14 protein-coding genes are annotated in these 25,390 nt (G+C 52.9%); 4 read left to right on the top strand and 10 right to left on the bottom strand.

Annotated features, from left to right (window positions below; all coding sequences use genetic code 11):
• Nucleotides 1–79: 79 nt before the first annotated feature.
• From GHN86_RS06690 to GHN86_RS06670, 5 genes are all read right to left on the bottom strand, one after another.
• On the bottom strand, nt 80–4,570 hold the full coding sequence (locus tag GHN86_RS06690) for a SpvB/TcaC N-terminal domain-containing protein (RefSeq protein ID WP_153386276.1): 4,491 nt from the start codon (nt 4,568–4,570) through the stop codon (nt 80–82).
• The gene (locus tag GHN86_RS06685; RefSeq protein WP_153386274.1) at nt 4,567–9,399 is read right to left on the bottom strand and encodes a neuraminidase-like domain-containing protein; all 4,833 of its coding nucleotides are present in this window, start codon (nt 9,397–9,399) and stop codon (nt 4,567–4,569) included. Before GHN86_RS06685 ends, GHN86_RS06690 begins: the two co-directional genes overlap by 4 nt.
• Nucleotides 9,392–10,204 (bottom strand): hypothetical protein, encoded by an 813-nt coding sequence (locus GHN86_RS06680; RefSeq protein ID WP_153405418.1) that lies wholly within the window; start codon nt 10,202–10,204, stop codon nt 9,392–9,394. The genes GHN86_RS06685 and GHN86_RS06680 overlap by 8 nt, the downstream gene beginning before the upstream one ends.
• Before the next feature lie 41 nt (nt 10,205–10,245).
• Entirely contained in the window at nt 10,246–12,321 is a 2,076-nt protein-coding gene (locus GHN86_RS06675; protein WP_153378271.1) for a Tc toxin subunit A, read from the bottom strand.
• Between the two features lie 220 nt (nt 12,322–12,541).
• Nucleotides 12,542–14,731 (bottom strand): TonB-dependent siderophore receptor, encoded by a 2,190-nt coding sequence (locus GHN86_RS06670; protein WP_153378270.1) that lies wholly within the window; start codon nt 14,729–14,731, stop codon nt 12,542–12,544.
• Nucleotides 14,732–14,925: 194 nt separating this feature from the next.
• Here GHN86_RS06670 and GHN86_RS06665 point away from each other — a divergent pair, with 194 nt between their 5' ends.
• Nucleotides 14,926–15,894 (top strand): alpha/beta fold hydrolase, encoded by a 969-nt coding sequence (locus GHN86_RS06665; RefSeq protein WP_153386296.1) that lies wholly within the window; start codon nt 14,926–14,928, stop codon nt 15,892–15,894.
• Nucleotides 15,895–16,333: 439 nt separating this feature from the next.
• Nucleotides 16,334–18,454, top strand: a complete 2,121-nt coding sequence (gene mtlD, locus GHN86_RS06660) for a bifunctional mannitol-1-phosphate dehydrogenase/phosphatase (RefSeq protein WP_153386273.1) — start codon at nt 16,334–16,336, stop codon at nt 18,452–18,454.
• 11 nt (nt 18,455–18,465) lie between these two features.
• On the opposite strand, the gene idi is transcribed toward mtlD, so the two are convergent.
• The gene (idi, locus tag GHN86_RS06655; RefSeq protein WP_153378267.1) at nt 18,466–19,026 is read right to left on the bottom strand and encodes an isopentenyl-diphosphate Delta-isomerase; all 561 of its coding nucleotides are present in this window, start codon (nt 19,024–19,026) and stop codon (nt 18,466–18,468) included.
• A 158-nt stretch (nt 19,027–19,184) separates the two neighbouring features.
• Here idi and GHN86_RS06650 point away from each other — a divergent pair, with 158 nt between their 5' ends.
• Together GHN86_RS06650 and GHN86_RS06645 are read left to right on the top strand one after the other, a co-directional pair.
• The gene (locus GHN86_RS06650; protein WP_153378266.1) at nt 19,185–20,414 is read left to right on the top strand and encodes an MFS transporter; all 1,230 of its coding nucleotides are present in this window, start codon (nt 19,185–19,187) and stop codon (nt 20,412–20,414) included.
• A 93-nt stretch (nt 20,415–20,507) separates the two neighbouring features.
• Entirely contained in the window at nt 20,508–21,128 is a 621-nt protein-coding gene (locus tag GHN86_RS06645; RefSeq protein ID WP_153378265.1) for a dTMP kinase, read from the top strand.
• Nucleotides 21,129–21,215: 87 nt separating this feature from the next.
• Here the strand turns inward: GHN86_RS06645 and GHN86_RS06640 are convergent, their stop codons facing one another.
• From GHN86_RS06640 to GHN86_RS06630, 4 genes are all read right to left on the bottom strand, one after another.
• Nucleotides 21,216–22,043, bottom strand: coding sequence for a phytanoyl-CoA dioxygenase family protein (locus GHN86_RS06640; RefSeq protein WP_194286203.1), 828 nt, complete (start codon nt 22,041–22,043; stop codon nt 21,216–21,218).
• Between the two features lie 49 nt (nt 22,044–22,092).
• A complete protein-coding gene (locus GHN86_RS06635; protein WP_153386271.1) occupies nt 22,093–23,328 on the bottom strand; it encodes a glycosyltransferase in 1,236 nt (411 codons plus the stop codon).
• A 151-nt stretch (nt 23,329–23,479) separates the two neighbouring features.
• Entirely contained in the window at nt 23,480–23,728 is a 249-nt protein-coding gene (locus GHN86_RS24010) for a DUF6137 domain-containing protein (RefSeq protein WP_369074134.1), read from the bottom strand.
• Between the two features lie 25 nt (nt 23,729–23,753).
• A complete protein-coding gene (locus GHN86_RS06630; RefSeq protein ID WP_153386269.1) occupies nt 23,754–25,361 on the bottom strand; it encodes a GMC oxidoreductase in 1,608 nt (535 codons plus the stop codon).
• Between the last annotated feature and the right edge of the window lie 29 nt (nt 25,362–25,390).

Raw genomic sequence — 25,390 nt, 5'->3', positions numbered from 1 at the left:
TGCGCCCGTTGCCCCGGAGCAGTGCGAGCCTGCTATAGATGCAGGCTCGCTCAGCTTCTGTTACGTGCAAGCGTACTGCTTATTCCTCAAAGGTATCGTTTTCATCTTCACTGACGGTGTACCAAGTGTGATAAGTCTGACGACTTAAATCACCCTTGGCGTTAATTTTGCTCGTCAGGCGTCCGAGCGGGTCATAAAACAATTGATCGCTGAGTCCGTTTTTTCGTAATGCATCGTCTTCGATGTATCCGTACTGATCTGCGAAGTAAGGTCGGTAGCTACGTATAGCCAGGCCTTTGTTGTTGTATTCAACCCGGCCGCTGACGCGCCATCGTTTTTCGCTGTGTTGACTCAGGGGCTTCGCTTGGCTGTCCTGACTCAGTCGTCCCGATGAGTCGACCACGTAGGCCATTCCTGCGGAGGTTTTTTGTTTGGTTTGTAAAACTCGGCCAAAACCATCGCTACACGTCAGGTTGATATGGATGTGTCGGGTAATATCCGGGTCGCTGGTGGTGTAGGTATCTGCCTGTAATACAGCACTGTAAACCGGCTCTCGACGCGCGAGGCGGATCTGCTCGCTGAACAAACGGTTATCGGGCTGCATTAAGTCCAGTGTGGCCACACGTGTGCGCCCGCTGGCTCGGATATGTCCCTCAGGGGTTAAATAGCCCTCTGCTATCCATTGCGCACGTTGAGGGGATACAGGAATTTGCCCCATCCAGCTAAAGGGGGAATAGAAACAAGCGCTGGCTGCATTTAACAGCGCTGCTTCAGGAGCCTGGATAGCTGCTGGCGGGCTGTCATCAGCAGGACGCCTGTACTGCGTAAGAGGGGCGAACCCCGTGGGCTTACCGCGTTCATGCCCGTAAATGCTGGTCGCCTGCAGCTGCCCGAATGCGTCATATAGCGCCTGCTGAATGCTGCCCTGAGGATCGATAATCTTGATGGGCAGCAATAATCTGTAGTCATACACGGCCTGGGTTTGGCAACCATCTACTGAAGTCACTGAAGCGATATGGCAGTGATAGCTATCATAGGTAAGTGCTGTGAAGGAGTGACTTTCCGAAGGATGCAACAATGTGGCTCGGTAGAAGTTCTGCTCACTGCCGTAACGGGCAAAACCTTGCTTGAGTGACCATAGTGGCGTTAACGCACCGCTCTGCGTGTCATCTGCGCCAGGAGTGGGCAGAAACACTGACATGAGATGGTAGTGTTCCTGGCGAAGGGTGCGGGTCAAATCAAAAGGGGGGGCACCTGCCAAGGTGGGGAGATCGTCGTATGCTGACAGCGCCGTCGCGTCCAGTTCAGCGCATTCACGATAGGCCGGTAATGCTTCAAAGCTGGCTTGTCCTTGTGCCAGCGCTGAGTCGCTCATTGCGAGGATGTAGTACTGAACTGTCATGCTGGCCAACGTTCGAGGGACGTGCAGGTCCAACGGATTTCCTGGCCCACTGCTGATCAAGTGCTCGTAGCTGATTTGCGCAGGTTCGAGGCTGTCTTTCTCCATTACCAGCGCATTGCTGCGCTGTCGATAAGGCAGGTTCAGCCGCCAGCGCTGATTGCCGTCCAGATGGATAGGTTGCGCCAGAACTTCGCTGATGTAGTACGCCTGTTGAGCCGGATCGTGGGTATCGCGCCACCAGTTTTGTTGGTGAGTCTCGGTGAAAGGGGGCAGGTCTGTGGGGCTTGAGCGGCGGGCGTAGTCAATGATTAAACCGTGAACCAGAGCGCCATAGTGATCCCGTCGAAGATTGATTGTGTGTTGGCAGGCAGGATCTGTTCGCTCGCGTTCATAACGATAGGTTTTCGACTCCAAGGGTAAAACCAGTTGGGAGGCGGGCGGCTGTAACTGGCGCAGTTGATAGCGGTGCTCGCTGACGGTGTAAGGCACAGATGTAGCCTCGGTCTCATCGGCGGCGAATACTTCTTCCCGTAAGGTTAAACCGCTAAGGGCAAGCGCTGCTTCACGCAAGTCACCAGGGGACGGAGTGGTTATTAAGGTGTCGTGTAGTTTGCCAGCCTCCAGGCGGGTGAGCACAGTATTGCCCAGAGGCTGGGCACGCTCATCGCCAGCCCAGTAATCTTCGCGGGGCATGTCGAGTGATTTGCCGGTGTGAAACCAGGTTTTTCGCAGCAGCGCAGCCGTGTGCCCATCAGTGCTCCCCGTTAGGGTTGATTGCTCGGTGTCGGTGGTCACCAACAGCCCATATCCTTGAAATTTGCGTTCAAGGCCGTCGTAATAACCTTCCCTATAAGTGAAGCGTTGAGTCAGTTGATTGCCGCTGATCTGATCGTGCTGTTGCTGGCGTGTGACAAGGTGCAGTGCAAATGGCAAACCGCTGATGGACGATTTCCCATCGCGAAGGCGCTTGTTTTTTTCGTCCAGCCACTGCTGTGCGCTGCTGCTGTAATCAATATGACCGACAGCGCCCATATTGTTATCGGTGCTGATTAACAAGTAGGGTTTTTGACTGACAAAATCGTAGCGCCAGTGACGTGGTTCTGGATGATTGACTGTCAGGATCAAACTGGAGCACCCCAAGCCTTGCAGATCCGAGACGCTGGCATGAGAGAAACGATCATGCCTGACCCCCTTGGGCCAGGGTAGCGAAGCAGGTGTGCTTTGCAGCCCATTGCCAGAGCGATTCATGAAAATCAGCACCTGATCAGATTCCACATAAAGCAAGTCGCTGGCCCCCGAGCCATCCAGATCGCCCAGTAAGACCCGCGATGCTTCAAATTCGGCGTAGGTAAAGGGCAATGTGGCGAAAACAAAGCCTTTACCAAATCGGCCACGCCCCAGATTTGGCCAACATTTGACTTCGTTGTGACGAATGCGGATCAAGTGCTGCTGGCCGCTGCCAAGCACGTCGCTGAATGCCAGCAGTTCAGTGGTGCCATTGCCGGGCAGCGGTAAGTGGTCATCGTCAGGTTGATGATCAATATCAGTGCCTGAAGCAAACCCCTGTGGGCCTTGATTGATGTAGAGGCGCACGCTGTTACTTCCGATCAGAGCCAGGTCATACACGCCGTTACCCATCAAATCCGCCAGTTGCCCCTGGGGGTGAAAGAACTCCTGTGGCAGCGCCGTAAAGGGCGCGAAGTTTGACCATTGGCGGTTACTGTCCAGAGTAAAAAAACCACTCATACCCGGTTGAGCAATGATCCACTCCAACTGCCCATCACCATTTAGATCTGCCAGAGATTGTTGAAACGGGCGCGTTTGATCCGCAAAGGGGATGCGTTCAAGCATTTGTAACGCACCGTAAACCACGTGATTGGCGTCTTGCGCAGGTTCGGCCCTGAGCGGCTCGCGGTAGTACCAGCTTTTATCGTTACGATAGAGCACTCCGGGCAGGCCGTCGCGGTACAAGTCAACCAGTTGATAACCCTGGCTATTAATGGGGCCTTGCAACGCGTCAAAAGGTCGCCAGTCAGTCGGGGTGACCGTCAACGCAAAATCGCTATAGGTCAACTCCAGCGGGGGCCAGTGGCTGATTGCTCCGCTCGCCTCGCATGCCTGGTGATGCACGCAGTGCAACTGGTTTACCTGAGTGTGGGTGGATGCGTACTCGAACAACAACCTGCGTGTCAGAACGGGCTCGCGGCCCATTTCGGCTTCTTCAGGAAAATAGTGAAACATCAAGACTTGTTGGCAAAGACGTCGGCTTCCCAGTTCGAATCCATAGGCATAGCTGAAGTAGGGGTCACTGCGCTCAAGCCACGGGGTTTGCTCAAGGTAGGTGGGCGCTTGAGTCATCGAACGGGTGCGCTCGCCATAATCAAATACCAGCTCAAAATGCCATTGCTGGGGCGCTGGCGTTTGCGCCGTCCAAAGCATCAACTGGGACCTGGCGGTGATATTGCCGTAACAGATACGCGTCAAATAGCGTTGGGCGCTGAAATCGCGCGGGGTATTGTCGTTAGTGTCAGCCTTGTATTGATAATAAATCTGCTCGCCGTGCGGGCTCAGGCTTTCCTCCAGCAACCACTGGGCAACATGCGTGGGCGTTTGCGAGTCGACGATGCGTGCTGCGAGCGTTTTGCCATACAGATGAATGTTGTCGTCTGCCCCCTGGACAAGCCAGAAGCCGGCCTTATCAGCCGGCGATGACCAGTGCTCGATACGGTCGAACGTGTTTTCATTTCGCGGCAAATAACGCACCACCGTGTAGGAAGAATCTAGTTGCAGACCGTTGTAATGACTGGCAACACGGGTTAACAAGGTTTTAGTTAGAGTACGTTCGGGAATAAGTTCTGATCCTGAAGGGCCAATAAACACGTCTTCATGGTTATAGGCAGGAACCCCCTTTAAAGTATTGCGACTGATAGCACCTGCTGAAGCATCCCAGCCCATACCGAACGGGCTGTTGCCCAGTTCACTGTGGTAGCTCAAGCTCATTGGCGCAGTGAAACCGCGCCCAGGCGAGAAAGGTAACGGAACCTGAAATGACGCGCCGCCAGTCATACCGACCGCGCCCCATCCCGTACCTATACTGTGTATGGCACCGCCCCCCTTTGGCAGAGACGGTGTGACGACATCGCCATTAGTGGCAGATTGTGTGCTCATCCCAGGCCTCCAGCGCTTCTTGCGGTGTAGCGCACATGAATAATGATGTCGCTGAGGGAGTCGAGCATTGCGTGTTGTGCCGCGGGATTTGGAAAGGCCAAGCGCCAACGGGATACCACCCCGGTGAATTCAAAAGGCAGGTAACGTTCATCAGTGTCGAAGTTAAGGGTGAACAGTCCGCTGTCGTTGACACCTGTAGAGAGTGCAACCTGCTCTCTGACCCGCAAATTGTCACGGGTATCGCCAGGGACTTCAGATAGCTGGGTCTGGTTGTGAAGCTGGGTCAGTGTCGCTCGAATATCCTCATAAGGACCGAGTGTGGCCGGCAGAGATACGCTGACACTTTTGATCCTTCGCAGGTAATGGCCGGGATAATCTGCATCGAATAACGCTTTGGTCAACGCAAATTCGACTGTTCCATCCAAGACCATCCGCTGCTTGAGTTCTGTCCACTCCTTGTTCAGAGAGGTGCTCGTGTCCTTGCCATGTAACAGGCGCAGAGATACGGTTTTGGTGATCTCCAGTTCACGCTGGTTACGCTGGAGATAAGCTGCATCCATGCGTTGTAAATCGAGTTTTAGCGATTCGCCCGCAGTCATCCCCTTGAACTGATTATTCCAGCTGTTGCTTGTGATGAAGGAGCTGCTCCAATCTGCCCGCTCAAATTGCCAACATGCCTGTGCGGTCAGGCACAGTGCATGGGCCGCGTCGTATGCTTGATAGAAGAAAGCAGCCAATTGAGTGTTGAGCCACTGGTATAGTTCGGCGCTGGAAAAACGTTTATTGAGCATTTCATAGCTCAGTCGGGCATGTTCCATCACTGATTCGTTCTGCCGCAGTTGCAGGCGTAGCGTGACCGATTGTTGCTCGTGGGCTTGCAGCTGCATGTCGAGCTGGTTGATTTCCAGCCGGCATTGATCCAAGGCTTGGGCCCATTCTTGAGCGCGACGATTAAACAGTTCAGTTCGATCCAGATGTTGGGCGCTGGAGCGTTTTTCGTTTGCCACCCCTTGGGCACCCGCTTGAATGGCATGAAATGCTCCTTCAAAGCGCATCCCGCCGTTGGAGGTTCCGAAAATATTGGGTAACAGCATTGCTAGCCCTGCGCTGGCCTGAGCGCTTGCAGCGGCAATATCCCATTTCGCAGCTTCCAGATACTGCTGACTGGCACGATCCTCTGGCGAAGAGATTCCTTCCTTGAGTTGTTTTTCAAAGTAGTTCAACCGACCCTCAATCACCTTGCGACCGGCAAGCAGCGTGCGATGGTTCGATTCGTCGACCAGCAAACTTTGCTTCTGTTGTTCGACTGCAATATTGGCCAGGTCCCACGCGTGAAGTTGTTGTTGTTGCAAGTACTGCGCCTGCTCCTTGCGTTCTAACAACAGGAGTAGCGTGTTACCGAGTTGTATGACGTTTTCGACCATGGTCAAGGCGCGAGCGTAGATCACCTGGAAACGATAATACCCAATATCCGCTTGCTGCCTGACATGCATGGCAATTTGGCCAACACGGTTACTCTGCGCGTATCCGCTCAATAGGGCGTGTGGCGAAATGGGTGGTGAGAATACGGCATGCTGTAGAGGCTTGCCGTTGATACTGAGGTGATGGCGCAAGTTATGCAGACGGCTTTGCAGTTTGTCCCAACGTGCAACAAAATCAGGATTTAGCGGGAGGTACAGGGTAGAAGAGTCTCGTGCTAGAGCAGTTTGAGTGTCAGTGTCAGGGACTCGATGCAAAAGGCTACTGAATTCATTGTCTCGGCCCAAACGTTTTTCCAGCCGACGCAGCTCACTTGATGTCGATGCGCCCAGTTCCTTTAGCGTAATAGGTTGCCACGGGTCGGAACGCGTCATGTTCGGCCGAGGGCCCAGCAGGTTTTTGACACGTAGAAACCAGAATTTGGCTTCTACCAGACTGTCAGGACTTGCCTGACGGTAGGCGGCATCGCCACGGTTGAACTGAATGTCCAGATACAGCATAAATAACGCTTGACGGAAGTAGACCGGGGCGCTAAGAGCGATCAGGTTCGGGTCATCCTGTTGGTTCTGCGCATAACTCACGTGACCGATATCGTCTATCAACGCAGGCAGCTTCCAATGCACTGCAGGATGCTGTAACTCAGTGTTATTACTCTGCGGATCAAAAATATAGTTAAGCCAGGATTGAGCTTCGGCGTAACGGCGTTCTGTATTCAAGCGACTGGCAACAAGCCAGGGCAGGTAAAGAAACAACTCCCAAAAATAGATGCCATGCGCGCCATGAAAATCCAGTGAACCGGGTTCAGCGTTTGCTTCTATTGCAGGTTCGCGCCATTGGCTGGCGCTTGTTGTAAAAAGGTGGTCGAGACTGATATTTGCGGCATCAATTAGTTGACGGCTAATGCCAGTATTCATACGAATAGGCGCCCGAGGCGTTTGTAAAACAGGGTTGTCGCTGTGATTAATCGTAGAGTCGCTGAAATCAATGAATTCTACTTTTCCGTCAGGACTATCGAACCGGCGGGTGATTTTGGGCGAAATGGGTGTAAATGTTGTTCCATTTTTGGCTGGCAACGTCACATCCGAAGCTTTCAGGGCATATCCTCGAATAACTCGGTCATTGTGGTGGGTGTCCGTATCGAAAATCAGCACTCCGTGAATGATCGTGATGGGCCGGGGTTGATCAGTCGCCCCTTGGGTTTGCTCCTCTAAAGGCCGCAAGGTTTTCGGGTTAAGTTGGATGTGCGCAATAAATGGAATATCGGGGGGCAAACTTAATGATGTGCCATTGAGTTCGCGGCGCGAGGTTTTAGGCTCACCTACGATATAGCTGTTACCACGGTGGATATTGGAAGGATGGGTTTGCGCATCATTGCGCGGGATGATAACGACGGGCTTGTAGTGACGTGCATATAGCGTGGCACTTGCGTCCTCGAAAACCCAATTGGAACGGTGATCTGCAGGGTCGCTTTGCTGCACATGAAAGTGGACAGTAATACGGTAATCGGTATTGCTGTTTTCGAATATAAAATTAAAGGCATCGTACTCGATGTATTTGCCTTTTAGCTGGACTTCCCAGCCTCGGCCTACGGGCTTTAAATCGATGGGCTGCACGCTTGTATCTGTTGCGGAATCGTTATCAAAAATCAAGCTTGAATAGCTAAGTCCGGTCTTGCGACAGGTAATGGCAAGGGATGTCCAGTTGCAGGGCAATCCGCTGCTGGACGTTAATCTCAACAAGGAGCCATTCGCTAACTCTGATTTTCCATCGTCACCATTTGTGGGCCATTGCAAGCATAACTCCAAGGTTAATTCAGAATTATTATTACTCGCTTTGAATGCAATGCTTCGATGCCCTACGAGCTGTTCGTCCAGCGTTGAGGTGACTTCTAATACGCTGGAGGTGGCGTTGTAAACAATATCTCTACCTGCGCGCAAGGTGCGGATAAACCCTTGTTTATTTTCGAAGTTCCAATTGGATTGCTCTGAATTGGGGGAGCTGGCTACGACCTCGTTGATAAGTATCGATTCGCTCGCGGGAGCATGAAAGTTGAAAGTGTTCTTGTTGTTGTACACGAATAAAGCCAAATAGCCTTGCGCCAGCTTTTCATTTTCCGCATTGAACGCCAGGTCAACTAATGTACCCCTTGAGATTAGACGCTTAACGCTGAAGTCATGATGGATTCTGACGGCCTGAAAAAAATCACTTCCGGTGTAGTCATTCTCTTTTTGGGATGAGGGTCGAGCATAGGCATTGAGGCCGATAAACAGTGAAGGGGGTTGTGTGGTCGAATCCAGCACTGCAATAGTATCAGTGGCTGATTTAATGGCATCCTTGTCGAGTTTGTTAAGTTCCTTCATGACGCAGTATTCATCACTGCACACTTGCGGCCCACTCCAACTGCCATCGTATTTCAGATAAGAAAAGCACAAGCGAAACTGTACAAAGCGGCTTTTAAGATAGTCTTTCAAGCGGAGTTTATAACTTTTTTCAGACTCCCCTGGCTCAGCCCAACTGTACTCGGCGCTGTTGTGAGTGGCCGAGGGAGACACGCATTCAGCCCAGATCACTAACAAGCGATTATTCAAACGCACAAGCCTAATACTATGAGCCGGAATGAATTCCGATGCTGGAATAGGGATTTTTTTCCATTCCGACCAAGCGCCGGGTTGCGGGATATCTTGTTTGTAGAGTTGAGCACCGTCGGTCACAAAAACTTCAGTTCGCTTGGACATATCCAGCGAACGCCAGAAATGCGTACTGTCGATATTGGACTTAGCAATAAAGTAATACGTGCTATTGGCAAAGTTGTTGGGGGCGCCGTCGATGTAACCACTTAACGTCGTAAGGGTTGCAATTTCTTCAAACGCGGTTAAATACCGTTGAACAGCAGGGCGCACACTGTCAGGATGTAAACGACATTGATTCAGGTCGTTTTCGAGTTTATGGAAATTTTCGGTTTTTTGACTGCGCAGCATCGGGTCCAAGTAATGAGCCGGAAAATGACGCACTTGTTGAGCTGTTCGCCATATCGAATAGGCATACAAATTGTCCCGCCAAGTGCTGTGTTGAGCAGATGACATACCCAAGATTTCATAGCCGGGTTCAAGCCCGGATGAAATTGCGTTGATATAGTGTTGCAGACTGGTAATGGCACTGGCGACGCGAGTGGTTGGAACCGCTTGACTGACTTGTACATCCAGAAGCCAGTAGGCGTAAAGATCATCAGGCGAGTGGATCTCGTATTTGCCTTGCAGGTTGTTGTCTTGAACCAGCGCGTAGGTGAGGTAAAACGCGAGTAATGCATCTCGCAGTTGTTCATTGAGCTGCTGGTGGATGTGTTCAGACATGGTCATTCCTTGAGTGAGTACCGAGGGCTGCGATACCCACGTTTTTCCAGTCATCAGAGCTGAAAGTAGACGTCAAACTTGTGGCTGACAGCACTGTCTTTGCCGAGAGTCCTGTTACTTTAGTGGTGTCATGGCAGCGCATAAGCCAGTCCAGTTCGGTCATCGAACGCACTCGCTTCTCTGGCAGACGATGGGTAAGCAACTCAACCTCAGCTGGACTCCAGCCCATAATTTCGGATAACTGACGGTTACATTGCGCATTCAGGCTGATCGAGTTTTCGGGCTGAACCTGTGGGTTGGCCTGGTTCAAATAAATGAGCAGCATGTCGTGATTGGCCCCGTACTTCAGGTTGAAACGATTGAATCGCTCGAACAGATACAGGGTGCTAAGTGTCAGTTTGATCCTGGCAGTGCTTACCTGCTCCGCGTCCAGCCAGTGGGGGTTAAGCAGAAATGATTGCAGTACCTCACGGCTCAAGGGCAGTTGCAGGTCGCCCTCGGCATTGGGTAAATACAGCAGAATGTGCTTGAGTGTTTCCTTGGGTTGTTGGACGCCAAGGGCATTGGCTAACGCGCGGGTTACCTGTCTGAAAGCCTGTTTATACAAGCCGGAATTCTCGCTGGCTTGAGACGAATCCTTGAGCAAACGCTCCACATCCTCCCTCAATGGCTGAAGTTGCATGAAGGCTGCCTCTACCACCGTGTAAAGTTTTTGTTTAGCCGCGTTTTTAAGTTCCCGGTTACGTTCGGGGTCAATGCTCAGAGTTGTGTAGCGATCAACGCCTTGATCGACGGCTTTCTCCATAGCTTCCAGCTTTGGTTGCCTGGTAGGCAGCACATGCGCTCTTAGCAATGCTTTTCCCAACAGCATGTTCCAAGGGAGTTCAAGGTGTTTGGCGCTTGCTTCGGCCTGAGGAAGGTCCAGTTCATCGAGCATGGTCTGCGGAAGAAAGTACTCTTGCGTGCCTTGCAGTACAGTGTGGACTTGAGCAAGTCGCGCCTGTACTGATGCGGGGGGGGCGCAGTGTCCAGCAATAATTGCCGGCGCAATTGGGAAGTGCTGGTCTTGCTTTCTTTGAGCCAAGTGACAGCCCAGTCCAATTGCATCAGTACGTCGAGAAAGTCCGGCGGAGAGTTGCTGCCTGATGTACGTAAGGCGGGAATAACCAATTGCCGCCGGTAGTCCGCACCACCCAGCATATGAACCAGTTGATCGCACTCATTAATAGACAGTGCGAACAATCCAGGCAGTGTGGCTTGGCGATAAAAGCTGGAGAGGGTTGAAATATTGCGAGCGGGCTGACTCAAATAGTCTTGGGTACGGGTTTTGAGAAGTCCCATAGACACTGGCGTATCTTCCAGACCCAATGACGCACAGATTCGAAATAGAGTGGCATCCGTTGTAGTGAGGTCTAAGGGTTGGTTATCCAGCGTCAAGGGGGAATGTAACCAATTCGGCGGGTTGAAAACTTGATCGAACAACGCTGCCTGTTTACCTGTTCCATGCACGGATAACTGATACAGCCAGGCTGAAAACGTTTTGAGGTTGATGGCAAAGCGCCGACTTAAATAGCGAAAAACGCCCAATGCCCGCAGGGTGTTGTCATTAATGATCAGTGAGTCTGATGGAGTGCCTTCGCAGCGTTGAGCGCTATGAACAAACTCGTCCAGTTCAAAAAAGGGTATATCGAGCCAGCGTTGCAAGCGGATCATCCTTTGCAAGCGGTCATATCGTTGGTTAGTGGTCTGCTCAAGATGCATTTTTTCAGCAGTGAAAGTGCTGAGTCCCAGCCTTTTTTTGCCGCCCACCAAGGGGCCATTGATATAGCGTGCACCTATGTTTTGATCGCTGGTTATCTGTGCGGGTGCAGGTAATACATGGGCAGAGCGCTGCGGACGGTGACGTCCCAACGCCAATAACTCCAGGAGTTGGTCAGTATTCAAACCTGTGTTCTGCATGAAATGTTGTTGATCAGTAATGGGTTGGGCATTGCCATAGTGTTTTTTGAAAAAGGACGCAGGCTGCGCATCGAGTGACGGGTTTTGTCCGTAGATATCTTCTGTTAATAGATTTTGCTGAGCAGGGCTCAAGAGTGTAAGCAGGCGTTGTGCCTCATAGGCTTCCTGATAAACGACTCCATATTTATTTTCAGGCTGCTGGGTGTAAGGAAGCTTGAGACTGATGAGGTAATTCAAGGCCCCTAGCTGCGGTTTTTGGCCCGACAGGCTCAAGACACATTGCTGATGTGCCAGATCGAACGGAAGTTCGAACGGAAAGCGAAGTTCAGTTAACACCTGCTCGACTGTACGGTTGCCATAGAGATCACTGTTATCGTTTAAATACTTTTTTAAATGTTCGCGCAAGGTCTCGTTGACCAAGGTCAGCATAGGCAGTTCGCGATGGGTATTTTCATCGTCGATCATCAAGTATTTGAGTGCCGGCCGTCTTTGGTCGAGGGTTATTTTTTCTTGTGTTCCTTTGCCTGTTTGTTCAACCTGAAGCGCAAACATATAGAGCGCTCGCAGATAAGCGGCGGGGGAATCGACTGCAGCCAAAGAGGACGCCGAGCAGAACGAGTCCTCATTTTCGGGGAACAGGGTCGCGTAGGTGGGAGGAGCATGCGGGTCGGAAGTCGAGCCGCGTTTGTTACGTAGCATGTCGGGATCGCGCAAAGAGGGGGTACGCGCCAGCAGTTCTATTTTTGAGGCATAGCCGACGGCATTGTCATAGGCTTGCCCCCCATCTTCGTCGCAATGCTTGGCAAGTCGATCAATAAAGTCGTTTCTGGAGAACCGGATGATGTCGAACACCGAGTGGATGTCGAGCGCCAGTAGTGCAGCGTTAAACCTGTCCCGTTGATGTTCACGCCCTGGGCGCGAAGCGATGAGTAAATCCAGTAAGGGAGAGTAATCCTTGGGCATAGTGAGCAGTTCCTTGACGTGAAGTGGCTGATCCACTTCACGTTTGGAAAACTATCACTGCCTTTGTAGCGTTAACCGTCAGCTACAGCCGCTCGAAGTCTTAGGATGTATCGTTAATGAATGTGTATTCGTGTAACTGGACCGGTTTTTTTATGCAATCACGGCGAAGGCAAAAGAAGAGCCATGCACCACTATCCCTGTGACGTTATGAATAGCCCCATCAGAAATTGATTGAGGCGCTCAGCCTTGCGGTTAACGGGGCGCCCTGAAACAGGTAGTTGTCACCCATGTATTCGCCCACATCGCGCCAGTATCGCTTGTCAAAAAGGTTATCGACCGTCAAACGGAACACCGTGTCATAGCCATCGATACGCGTGCTGTAACGGCTGCCAATATTGAAAATAGCGTAGGAACCCACTTCGACAGCACCTTGCTGGTTGGCATATTTTTTACCGCTATATTGCACGCCGCCCAGCAAGGCCAAACCTTCGATCCAAGGCAGTGCATAGTCGCCATACAGGCTGGCGCGCAGGGTGGGCACATTGATTGTCTGGTGCCCTTCATATTCAGGTGTACCGCTGCCGGTCACTCTGGAGCGGATTGCTGCCACGCTGGCAAAAACGTGCAAACGATCAGTAGCCTGTCCATTGGCCGCTAATTCCAGCCCCATGTTTTTCTGTTCACCCTGTTGCACAAAGGTAAAACTGGCATCGTCATTGGGCCGTGCGTACTGGTAGTCCTGACGGATCTGAAACAGCGTGGCGCTCACGCTCATGCGCTGCCAGTCGTATTTGATGCCGGCCTCGATTTGCCGAGACACGCTTGGTGCCAATATTTCAAAGGCATTGCTGGCGAACCAGGGCGCCTCGCCCCCCAGCGACAAACCTTTGCTGTAACGGGTGTACAGCGACAGGTTTTGCATCGGTTTATAAATCAGTGCGGCCTGCGGCAAGAACTCATAGCGTTGGGTGTGGCGCGTCGTGTCGCCCTGATCATCAAACGTTCGCTCATCAAGGCGGACTTCTCGGCCACCCAGCACCGTTTGCCACTGCTCATTGAAGCTGATGCGGTCATTGAAGAACACGCTGTATTGGCGGCTGTCCAGGCGGCGATAACTGTCATTGACCGCGCCGGTGTAGCGGGGAAAGGCTTCGGGTTCGCTGTCGATATTACCGCTGCCGATCATCTCGTTGATGAGCTCACGCTGGTCCACCACACGACGAAATGCGCTGGTGCCCACGGTCAGTTCATGGCTAAGAGATCCTGTATCGAATTGTCCGCTGAGAGCCGCTTGTATTTCATCGTTGCGGCGGGTGTCGTCGGGGCTGCGAAAATCGTAGATGTCGTAATTGCCTTCGGGGCTGAAGTAGTTCGGCACGGCACTACCCGCACAACTGTCTGATCCGTAACAGCCCCAGGCAAACGAGCTGTAGTCATCAATGATGACTTTGCTGCGCGAGGCGCTGAGGCTCGCTTTTAAGGTATCGCTGAAACGGTACTCAAAATTCCCGTTAAGGTTCAGAGAATCTATGGTCACAGGTTTGCTGCCACTTTGGTGGGCCAGCAGCTTTTTCGGCGAAGCATGATGGGGGAGGTCAGTGTTTCCCAGCAGTTGAAAGCCCGGTACTGAGCGCTGCTCCTTGTTTTGGTATTCAACGTCCAATTGCAGCAGGGCATTGGGGCTGATGTTCCAGTCGAAGGCTACGGACGCGAAATCCCGCTGCCCGTTGGCATGCTGGACGTAAGAATGAATGTCTTCATGGGCCAGATTGACCCTCAGTCCGAATTGTTGCTCGCTCCCAAACCAGCCGCCTACGTCTGTGGCCAGGTATCCACTGCCGCGGTCATCGGTCGAAACGGTAACCGAACGCACATCCGCGGCCCGCTTTGTCACGTAATTGACCACACCTCCAGGCTCTGAAACACCGCTTTGCAAACCCGCTAGGCCTTTCAGCAATTCAACCTGCTGTTTGTTTTCCAGACCGACATTTTGCTCGCCAGTGATGGTACGGCCATTGATCTTGTAACTACTGGCCGAATTCAACGAGAAGCCACGCACCACGAAGTTTTCGTAATAACCCACGGGCGCATAGCTTTCACCCACAGAAGCGTCATTTTTCAACACATCGCTGAGCAGTCGGGCTTGCTGGTCTGCGATCAAGGCGTCGGTAAAGACCGTGATCGCAGCAGGTGTGTCCAGCAATGGCGCTGATTCGAAACCTGCGACTGTGGCCTGATCAGCTTGATAGCCCAATGCCTCGGAGGTGGTCACGCTGGTGGCTGGCAGTTCAGTTTGCACTGCATAAGCAACGGGCGAGGCGCTGGATAGCAATACGCCCAGGGTCAGTGAGTTGAGCGCGAACCGCGGGGCGGACTCTGCCACGTTGAAAGTCCGGTAAAGCCTGTTCATTAAACGCTCCTGAGCTATGACTGACCCGTGTCAGGCTTGAGTAGTGGCCTGATTCTTGAGCGCGACATCATACAGGCGGGTTTTAACCTTGGGTTAATAGCGGCGTGTGAGTCTCAAGTCTTTTTGAGGCGATGCCCATGCAGTGTGCACCTTTTATCAAGCGTTCATGCTTGGCTCTGTCCTGCGCGTTACCCATGCTTGCTGTCGCGGCCCCCGCGTCTTCGACTACGGGCTATGGTGAACAACTTCAGGGGTTTGAGTACCCGTATCCGCTGCATCACTTCGATTTAGAGTCCCAAGGGCAAGCCTTGCAGATGGGCTATATGGACGTTGCGCCTACAGGTGAGGCCAATGGTCATACCGCCGTGTTATTACACGGCAAAAATTTCTGTGCAGCGACTTGGGGTGACAGCATCAAAGCGCTGAGTGCGCAGGGCTATCGGGTAGTGGCGCCTGATCAAATCGGCTTTTGCACGTCCAGCAAGCCTGAACACTATCAGTACAGTTTCCAGCAACTGTCAGCCAATACCCATGCCTTGCTCAGCCAGCTTGGCATCGACAAAGCCAGTGTGATTGGTCATTCCACCGGCGGGATGTTAGCGACCCGCTACGCGCTGCTTTACCCTTCAAATACCGAGAAGCTGGTGCTGGTCAATCCGATTGGACTGGAAGACTGGAAAGCCTTGGGCGTACCGTGGCGAAGCGTCGATCAATGGTATGAACGCGAGCTGAAACTGGACGCTGCCGGCATTCGTAAGTATGAACAAAGCACCTATTACGCAGGCAACTGGAAGCCCGAATACGACCGTTGGGTGGACATGCTCGCAGGGTTGAATAAAGGCCCGGGGCATAAGCGTGTGGCATGGAACTCGGCCTTGATCTACGACATGATTTTTACCCAGCCGGTGATCTACGAGATGCCACAACTCAAGGTGCCTACCGTGTTGCTGATCGGTGACGCCGACACGACAGCCATTGGCAGCGATATAGCACCGCCGCAAGTGAAGGCCAAAATAGGCCATTACAAAGTGCTCGGCAAACAGGCCGCAGCCCTGATACCGGGCGCCAGATTGATTGAATTTGCAGGCATGGGCCATGCGCCGCAAATGGAAGATCCAGCCGCTTTCAATAAAGTTCTGGTTGAACAATTGAGCCAGAAATAGACAATCACTGCGTTTCTCTAAATTGAGTGCTCAGGTAGTTACGATCGCTTCGCAATCGGACGTCGCCTTCGGCAACTGCTACGAAGTACAGGGCTTGTTGCCTTGATTTAGAGCCATTAAATGGGTTATAGCTAAAAAGGACTCTCTATCGAAACAGGATATTTCAACGCCCTATGGATGGAATCACACGTATCAATCGCTCGTTCGGCTCACCTTGCGCATCCCTGATTGCCAAGTGTGGGCCTCACGTTAAAAGCTGCCCGCGCGCAGTGACAGGGTTTGTTTTTCGCCGCTTCATACACTTCGCCATACCCCGCCTGCGACCCCGCTTACCAGGCAGCTGCGCCGACTGGCGCCATTGTTACGTCCCCCCGCCTGATGCGTTCTGAGCACTGTTTTTATCTGAACCCATCACCCGCGGTATAAGGAGTAACACCCCATGATTTATTTCCAGGGCAAACGCATTTTCAGTGCCATTTTCGATATGGACGGCACGATGTTTGACACGGAACGCCTGCGTTTCAAAACCCTGAAACAGGCGGCACTCGAGATTTTCGGCACGCCGCTGAGTGAAGCCACTCTCATAGGCTCACTGGGCCTGAGTGCCAAGAAAGCCGAAGCGCTGGCCAAGGCCAACCATGGCGATGACTTTCCCTACGCCGAAGTTAGAAAGCGCGCCGATGAACTTGAGCTGGCTTATGTCCGCGACAATGGCGTGCCGATCAAGGACGGTTTGCTGGAGGTCTTGGAGCGATTGCGCAAATACGGCCTGACCATGGCCGTTGCAACATCCAGCCGTCGAGCGATTGCCGAGGAATACCTGATTAATGCCAATGTGCTGAAGTATTTCGATGTCACCGTGTGTGGCGACGAAGTGACTCAAGGCAAGCCCCACCCCGAGATTTTTCTGGCAGCAGCCAGTGCGCTGAACTGCCTGCCTGAACATTGCTTGATGCTGGAAGACTCTGAAAATGGCCTGCTCTCTGCGACCCGCGCTGAAGGCCAACCCATTCTGATTGAAGACATCAAGCCGCCAGCCCCAGAGGTCAAGGCCGCAGCTTTGAAGGTGTATCAGAGCATGCATGGCTTTCTCGCCGACCTGAACGATTGCATGCCTGACCTGGGCACACCGCATTTGACTGAAAGTTTTCCGCAGGCGCTGAACCAGTTCAGTGTCGGGATCCACGGTTTTGGTGCCATGGGCGGCGGTTACCTGACACAGATTTTCTCGCACTGGGATGGTTACACGCGCCCGTGTGAAATCATTGCCGCGACGCGCTCACGGATGCTCAGAGAAACCATTCAGGCCTTTGGCAGCTTTAGCGTGCGTTACGGCGCGACATCCTTTGACCAAACCATCGATTCGCTCAACATGATTGACATGGACGACGACGAAGCGGTGATCCGTATGTACGACGTCGCGGAGATTGTCGGGCTTAGTTTGCCCGAACCCGCGATTCGCAAGCAGGTAGGGGTGATTGCCAGAGGCTTGGTCCGACGTTTCGAGCGGCGCGGCCGAGAGCTGACGATTCTGATTGTGCTGAACAAGGTGGGTGGCGCGGAGTTTGTTCGCCGCCAAGTCCAGACGCATCTGGCGCAGCAGGTATCGCCCGAGCTGTGCGCCAAAATTCTGGATAACACCCATTTTGCTGAAACCGTCGTGAGCCGTATCGTCTCCAAAATCACCAATGAAGCGCTGGTGCGACAGTTGCGGATTAAATCGACGATCTTCCAAAACAGCCTGAATGACGGCACACCCGCGCCAAAACGCTCACTGAAATCCCCTGTGCCTGAGTATGAGCGGCTCATTGCGCGCTTCCGACCGTTTGCCCAGTCGACCAATGCACTCGGTCAATTGCACTTGATCCTGTTTAACAGTGAGCCTGATATGCTGCTGTATGCCGAGCGGGGCAGCAACCTGCTGGAGCGTCTGCGTCAGGTTAAAACCGTGGATGACATCAGCCAGACCCAAGTGATGAAGAACCTGCTCTGGAACGGCCCGCACGCGATTATTGCCTGGTACTCCAGCTTGCTGGGGTATTCGTGGGTGGGGCAGGGCATGGGCGATCCGCGTGTCAGCGCTCTGGCTGAACGACTGATTCATCACGAAGTAGGGCCTGCGCTGGTCGCGGAATACCCGCATCTGGCAGATGCCATCAGTGATTTTTCCTCGACCTTTCTTGAGCGTTGCAAGAATTCCTTCAAGGACCCCTGCGTTCGCGTCGGGCGGGATCCGTTGCGCAAGTTGCAGCGCAATGAGCGCATTTTCCGCAGCATTGATCTGGCGAAAAAACATGGCATCGAATGCAACGCGTTGGAGTTCGGCAGTTCATTGGCGCTGCATTATGCGCTGAGTGCTGCTGACGCCAAGGACGCCGAATGCCATTTAATGCGAAGTGTGTATGAGACGGGCTCAAGCATTGAAAACGTGTTGACCTACACCGGCCCTTACAACGGACAGCCGTACCCGGGTCTTGACCCTTTAAAGGACAAGGTGTTGCTGGAGTCCATTGCTGGCCACTTCGCACGGGGTGTGGAAGCTGACGCAATTAGTGCTTGATGACTGAAGGCCTACTCAGTGTGCAGCTTCAGGGCTAAAGCCTTGAGGTTGCGCAGGTTGCCACCGGGCTGTTCCACAATGGTTTTAAACCAGACCGTAAAGGTGTCGGGTTGGGTCATGAGTGCAGTGTGTAACGTGTCGAGGTCAACCCACTGCCAATCGAGGGCTTCATCGGGATCAGGGTGAACCTGGCCATCAAATCGCCCAACAAACACGTGATCAAATTCATGCTCGATTAAACCCTGCGAAACTTCGGCACGGTACGTCAAGGTGCCCGCTTCGTGCAGGGCACAATCAAACCCCATCTCCTCCTGCAACCGACGATGTGCGGCACCGAGAACCGTTTCATCGGGGCGAGGGTGGCCACAACAGGTATTGGTCCACAACCCCCCCGAGTGATATTTACCCAATGCGCGCCGTTGCAGCATCAGTTGACCCTTGCCATTGAAAATAAAAATAGAAAAAGCCCGATGAAGCAGACCGTCTTGATGCACGCTCAGTTTCGAACCTGTGCCGATGGGTTGGTCGTGTTCATCTACGAGAATGAGCTTTTCGTCTTTTGAAGACGTCATATCGAGAAATCTTTTTGGGAAAAGGTTCAGCTAGGCTAGGAGTACTGTGCAGTCAGCGCCACTGCTTGGGTGCATGCTTTGTGTGATTTGCCGACAAGAGGTGAATGACGCTGAATAATGTACAGGCACGCTCTCGCTAATTTCTTACGGGTAAATTCATGGCAAATCCTTACCGTGACCTGTTTTCTACACCCGGAGTCCCGGGGTTAGTGATCGCAAGCGCCATTGCTCGGTTGCCACACGCAATGGTGGGCATCGGGCTCATTACCATGCTGGTGCAGCACAACGGCGGGTATTGGTTGGCTGGCGCTATCGCGGCGACATTTACTTTGGCCAACGCACTGATTGGCCCGCATCTCTCACGTCTGGTAGATCGCCGGGGGCAGAGTCGCGTTCTGCCGTGGGTCACATCTTTCAGCATCATCATGTTGCTCGCCCTGATAGCTGCCGTTTACATCGGCGCGCCTGCGGTTGTCCTTTTTATTTTGGCGGTGCTTGCAGGCAGTATGCCCAGCATGCCAGCGATGATCAGGGCTCGCTGGACCCACTTGTTTCGCGGCTCACCGCAGCTGCACACGGCTTTTTCGCTGGACACCGTGCTGACAGAGCTGGCCTTTATAATCGGTCCGCCATTGGCGATTGGCTTGAGCACCGGTTTATTTGCTGAGGCCGGGCCCCTGACTGCGGTATTGCTGCTGGCTATCGGGGTGACAGCGTTTCTATTGCAGCGCCGCACAGAGCCGCAGGTGATCGTGGCCAGTAAGGGCAAGGCACGCTCAACCCTGCATAACCCGGGCCTGCGCATCATCGTGCTGGCACTTCTGGCCATGGGCGTCATTGGTGGGGCGGTCGATGTGGCCGTCGTCGCGTTTGCGAACGAGCACGATTGGCCAACCTCCGCGAGCTTCATTCTGGCGGCTTATGCATTGGGCTCCATGATCGCCGGCCTGAGTTTTGGCGCATTCCGAATAGGGATGCCTATAGAAAAGCAATTCTTTATCGCCTTGCTGGTCACTGCACTGACAGCGGTTTTGCCCGTTTTTTCACCCGACGTTTATACCTTGGCGGTCATGCTACTGGTGGCGGGGATCTCTTTTGCTCCCACCATGGTCATTGCCATGAATCTTGGTTCGATCATTGTGCCCGCGTCACGCATGACCGAAGGTCTGACCTGGATGTCGACCGGCATCAGCATCGGTGTGGCGCTCGGCAGTGTGCTAGCAGGGCTGGTGATTGATGTGTACGGTGCCGCTGCCGGGTTTGGCGTGGGTATTGGCGCCGGTCTGTTCATGGTCGTCACCGTACTGTTCGGGATAACGGCTCTGCGGGAGGCGACACGCACACATGAGGAATACGTCGCCACTACACAGCGTAGTGATATGACTTAACCTCATAAGCAAAACCTTATGATTGTAGGTTTTCAGGCGCGTAAGCCACCCATCGGGTTAAAGTCATCGTCAATGTGTATCAACGGTTGAAGTATGAACTCCACGCTGTTTGTTTCTCTTGATGGGCCTAAGGGCACTGGTAAAACCACACTGTTGGAAGCCATCACGCACGTACTGAGGGCTGATAACAAGAAAGTGATCCGGTTATGCGAGAGAAAAAGTGATCCCTACAGGGCTGAAACAATGGCCCTGGTCAACACGTTCGCCAGAAATCCCTCCCTCGATCTGGAGTTGACGATTTGTCAGCGCTTCGCGGATAGCCGCGCCTGGATTTCCAGCCATGTACTCACTAAACAGCCTGTGGGCAGCATTATCCTGATTGATCGCTGGTACCCGTCGGATGCCGCGTTCCGGCGGACAGTGCCGTTTGCAGAAATTCTGCAGTTGAACATCGAGCGAAACGTGCGGGTGCCAGACTTGCATGTCGGGGTGGTCACTGACCCTGAAATTTCCTGGGCGAGGGCGGCAACACGCTCGCGGGGACTGGGTAGCACCGTGATCCATCACCAGGCTGAGCATGTTGCGTGTACGGAGGCGTTCGAGCGAGCGGCTGCCGATCAAGGATGGGTTTTATCCCGCAATGAGGGTGCGATCGAAACCGCAACCCGGCAGGTGGTTTCTGAGATATATCGCGTGCTCGAGTGTCATTTCTGATTGTCTGGGCGCTTCTGAGCGCTCTTCAATCAAATTTTACTTCGCGCAGGAAAGATCTGCGATCCACATTCTGTTCCCCCTTCAGCATCAACTGCGCCCCATGAGTTTTCCTGGTTGACCTCGGCCTAGCACAGTCATCGGATCCTCGAACCCATTAACGTATCCCAAAGCGAACGCTGCGCATTGATAACCCATGAGGTGTAGCAATTGGTCCGGTAACTTACGAGCAATTTCGAGCGGGCAGGACAGGAACTGGTTCTCCTCTTGCCGAAGCCAGCCGAGCGCATATGTCAGGTTGATGGCGGACCGGACTTGGTTGGAGTGATTGGCTCCACCGCCGTGGTACACCTTTCCGTCGTAAACGAGTACTGACCCTTTTTCCATTTCTGCAGGGTAGCTGTCCTTTATCTCAAACTCGACACTACGTCCAGCTTTGTGGCTGCCGGGTACGATGCGTGTGGCACCCATCTTTTCCGAGTAGTCGGTCATGGCCCATAACGTGTTGCATTGCACATGATAGTCGTGAGGAAAAGGGAACATGTCCCAAGCTACTTCGTCTTGATGCAGTGTTTGTGCTCTTGCTCCCGGATGAATGGACACGACCTGAGTGCAATGGATCTGAAACGTCGAGGCGTGAGATAGAAAGCGCCGTGTAGTCTCTAGAATAGTGGGATTGAGGATTAATTCACGCGCTCCTGGAGATCGCGCGATTAATCCGCCGGTACGTTTGGTTTTCCTGCCAAGTATGTCGTCAGGCCCGAAGGGCGTCATTCTGGTATAGGGTTCGAGCTCTACGGCAATGCGATCCATCGCGATGCCTGGTACGAGCTTGTCAATTATGGCGTAGCCGTGCTCCCGCAAGCACTGCACGACTTCTGATGCTGAAACATTATTCGGGAGGTGAATTAGCGACATAGAATCCTCCATAGCAGTTTTTTAGTTGGGCAAGCTATTGTCGATGGCGTCACCGTCTGACAGGTCTCGTAGAATTGCTTAATGCCAGTTGGTATAGAGACAGAATTTGGGCGCCCATTACGGATGGGTCATACCGTTGCTTAACGTAGGCCCGCAACCGATCTGGAGCGATACTCTGTGAATGATGTCCGGCTAGTACCGCTTGGACTCGTGCAATTAGCGCGCGCGTATCTTCTGGCGCGATCAACAAGTCGGGAGTAATGCCACGCAAAATTTCCGGAAGACCTCCAACGGCAAAAGCTACCACTGGGACCCCAGTGGCCAGCGCTTCAATGCTGACGCCGCCGAACTCTTCATACGCCGAGGGCATGACTATTAGACGGCAGGCCGACATCGCCAATGGCACTTCATGATTCGGGATGAAACCCGTCACTGTTACCCATTCTTTCAGTCCAGCCTTGTCTATGCCGTGCTGTAGTCGATCACGTTGTGTTCCGTCGCCGACGATAAGCAACTCACACTCTTGTTCGCGAAGTGCCTGAGCAAGTGGGATGAGGTGCTTCCATCCTTTTTCTTTCGCGATACGGCCGACAAATCCTACCGTTTTCCGTCGTAGATTATGATGCTTGCGGAACGCAGTTATAGCTTCTTGTGGGGGCGGTGCAAATTGTGTGGTGTCGACCACGTCAGGAATGATTTCGACACGACGAGCATCATCTATGAGTTGAGAGGCCGTTCTTTGGGTCAGGGCGACGACAGTTAAGGCCGAGCTTACAGCTTTGCGTTCCAGCCACCCGGCAAGGCGGTGCTGAACCTTATCCAGCCAAGAATGCGGCGTGTAGACCGCGAGACGAGAGCAATGCACCGTCAGAATTAGAGGGCATCGTAGCAATCCAGGTGCTAAACAGGCGACGAGCAGTGCCGGAATTTGTCCGTCGAGATGAATATGAACCACATCGAAATCATGCTTGCGCCTTTTTGGGAATAGCGCGGCCAGTGTTGCCAAGGCCCACGACTGAGTCAGCCCAATCAAGCCACTAAATTCGGACGGTATGTGGAGCATAGGTAGCAGCAGGCACTCTACCGATAGAAACGGCTGTAATAACCGTTGCTTGGGCAGTCCCGGGAAGCCAATAGTCATGACATGTTGATTGATACCTTTCTGAGCGAGCCAAACTGCTTGTCGCCAAGTCTGAATCTGCATGCCGCCTACCGAGTCGTACGCTGCTGGCCACGAATCAACATCGGGATGATGGGAAAAGGGCGTCAGTTTCAATACTTTCATGCGAATCAGGCCTTTGGTAATGAATTAGGTGTGAAGGCAATTCGAGAACGCAAGCGTGGGCTGTAGCGGTATGTAACAGTTGTCTTCAGCCATCCTGACCGTGAGGTTTCGGTGCTGTTCAGGACTCTAAGCGACGACCGTTATGCATCGGTCAAGTGCTGACGTCGTCTGACAGCATGGTGTGCAGAACACACGCCAACTCGTCTATTGATATTGACCGCTCTGCAGAAGTCATCATGTCGGTCTGGATGTCGAGTTTCGCCTCCAAGCGGCTGAAGACCTGTTCCCAGTCGCGTGTATTTAATGCAACCCTGTCGAGGGCGTTTACATCTTTCGGGGACTCCCCGGTCACATTACAGATCGTGTGAATGATGAGTCGGCGAATGAAGTGAGGTGACATTAAGGTGATCATTTTTGGCTGATCTTCAGTTAAAAAATGGCTGCAAGCTAGCGGTCGCATGACCCGTTGCATCGTGGGCGATAAGGCGGGCAATTCTCAATGCATTGGCTTGGATTGTAAGAGTTGGATTCACACCGCCGGGATAGGGCATATAGCTGCCATCTGCAACGTAAACGTTATCCAGTGAATGGAGCTTGCCATTGCGATCTACAACGGATGTTCGCGGATCGTCACCCGCACGGCAGGTCCCGTGTAGGTGAGTACTGCCCATTGCGAAGTTCGAGGCTTCATGTTTGATATCACGTGCGCCGGCGGCTTTGAGCCAGTCAGTTGAGCGCTCTACCATATAAGCTAGGCGTGCCAGATCCTGTGGGTTTGTCGTGTAGTCGATCATTATTTTGGGTAAGCCCCATGAGTCTGTACTAGTGGATAGACGGACCCGATTTCCGAGAGACGGTTGGTCAGCAAGAATGGTTTCCACACGTAATATCAAGCCATCGCCTTGCAGAAGGCCCCAGTCGTCGTGTTTGGCTTCGTACATTAGTCCGCCGACACCGGTAGGGCAGCGTTCATCCAGATAATGGTCAAGCGTGCAGACTGTCGAAAAAGGTCCCCTATAACCTATAGGGTGATTGTCGATTTGTTGTCTGCTCACACTAACCAGGCCTTGTGAGTACTCGCTGAGTTTCATGCAAAGGCCACGACCGACTAAATCGTGCTCATTGCCAAGTCCTCTTGGTGCATGAGGCGTAATCGAACGTAGCAGTAACGCGGCCGTTTGAATTGCATTACAGGCGAGTACAAAACGGTGCCCACGGATGGAAAAAGTCTGCCCCGTTGTTGTATCCATGCACTGGACCGCGCTAGCACGATCGTATTTATCCTGTGTTAGGGCGATGGCCTTAACGCCGGTTAATAGCAGCATATTTGACGTGTTGGCCAAGGGGGCTAGAAGGGAGCTGACCACATCACGCTTGGCACCGCGTGAGCACTGTCTCGCGATGCACAAGGAGCAGTGGTCGCACTTGCTACGGTCAATTGCCACAGGCGTTGGACGGGGGGATAAACCGAGCTGCAGCGCTCCTGCCCAAAGATGCTCCGCAGGTAGGCTCAGCGTATCTGGAGCCTGTGTCCGGCAACACTCAAATCCGGCACGATCGATCGAAAGAGTCGATTCTATTTCGTCGTAGAAAGGAGCGAGATCGGAAGAACTAATGGGCCATTTCACTGGTAACCCTTCGACACGGATGCGCTCGCTGGGATCGAAATCGAATTCGGTGTACCGAAATGAAGCTCCGCCGTAGAAAACAGTGCCCCCACCGAGATTGCGCGTACTCCACGGCCATCCGCATTCACTCCAGCCTTTCGTGCAATTGCCTGCCAATGCGTGTTCGGCTTGCGCGTCAACGTCTGCATTGCTTGCAGTGGCTTTAGGTCTAGCTCCCTCCTCCAGCAAGAGAGTGCGAAGCCCTGTTCTGACGAATGTGTTAGCAGTAATCGCTCCCGCGGCTCCGCTACCAATGACCACCACGTCGTAAGCATCGTCCAGTGGGGTCTTTAACTGTAACCCGTGAATATGAGACGTACCAAGTGGAGTGACTTCGACGTAATGCTCTAATAAAGAAATCATCATTGAGGGAATTCCTTTATGTTGTTTCTAAA

This window comes from Pseudomonas helleri (assembly GCF_009600315.1).
Classification (GTDB): Bacteria; Pseudomonadota; Gammaproteobacteria; order Pseudomonadales; family Pseudomonadaceae; genus Aquipseudomonas; species Aquipseudomonas helleri_A.
Note: the sequence above shows the minus strand (reverse complement) of the source record. Positions and strands in the feature narration are given on the sequence as shown.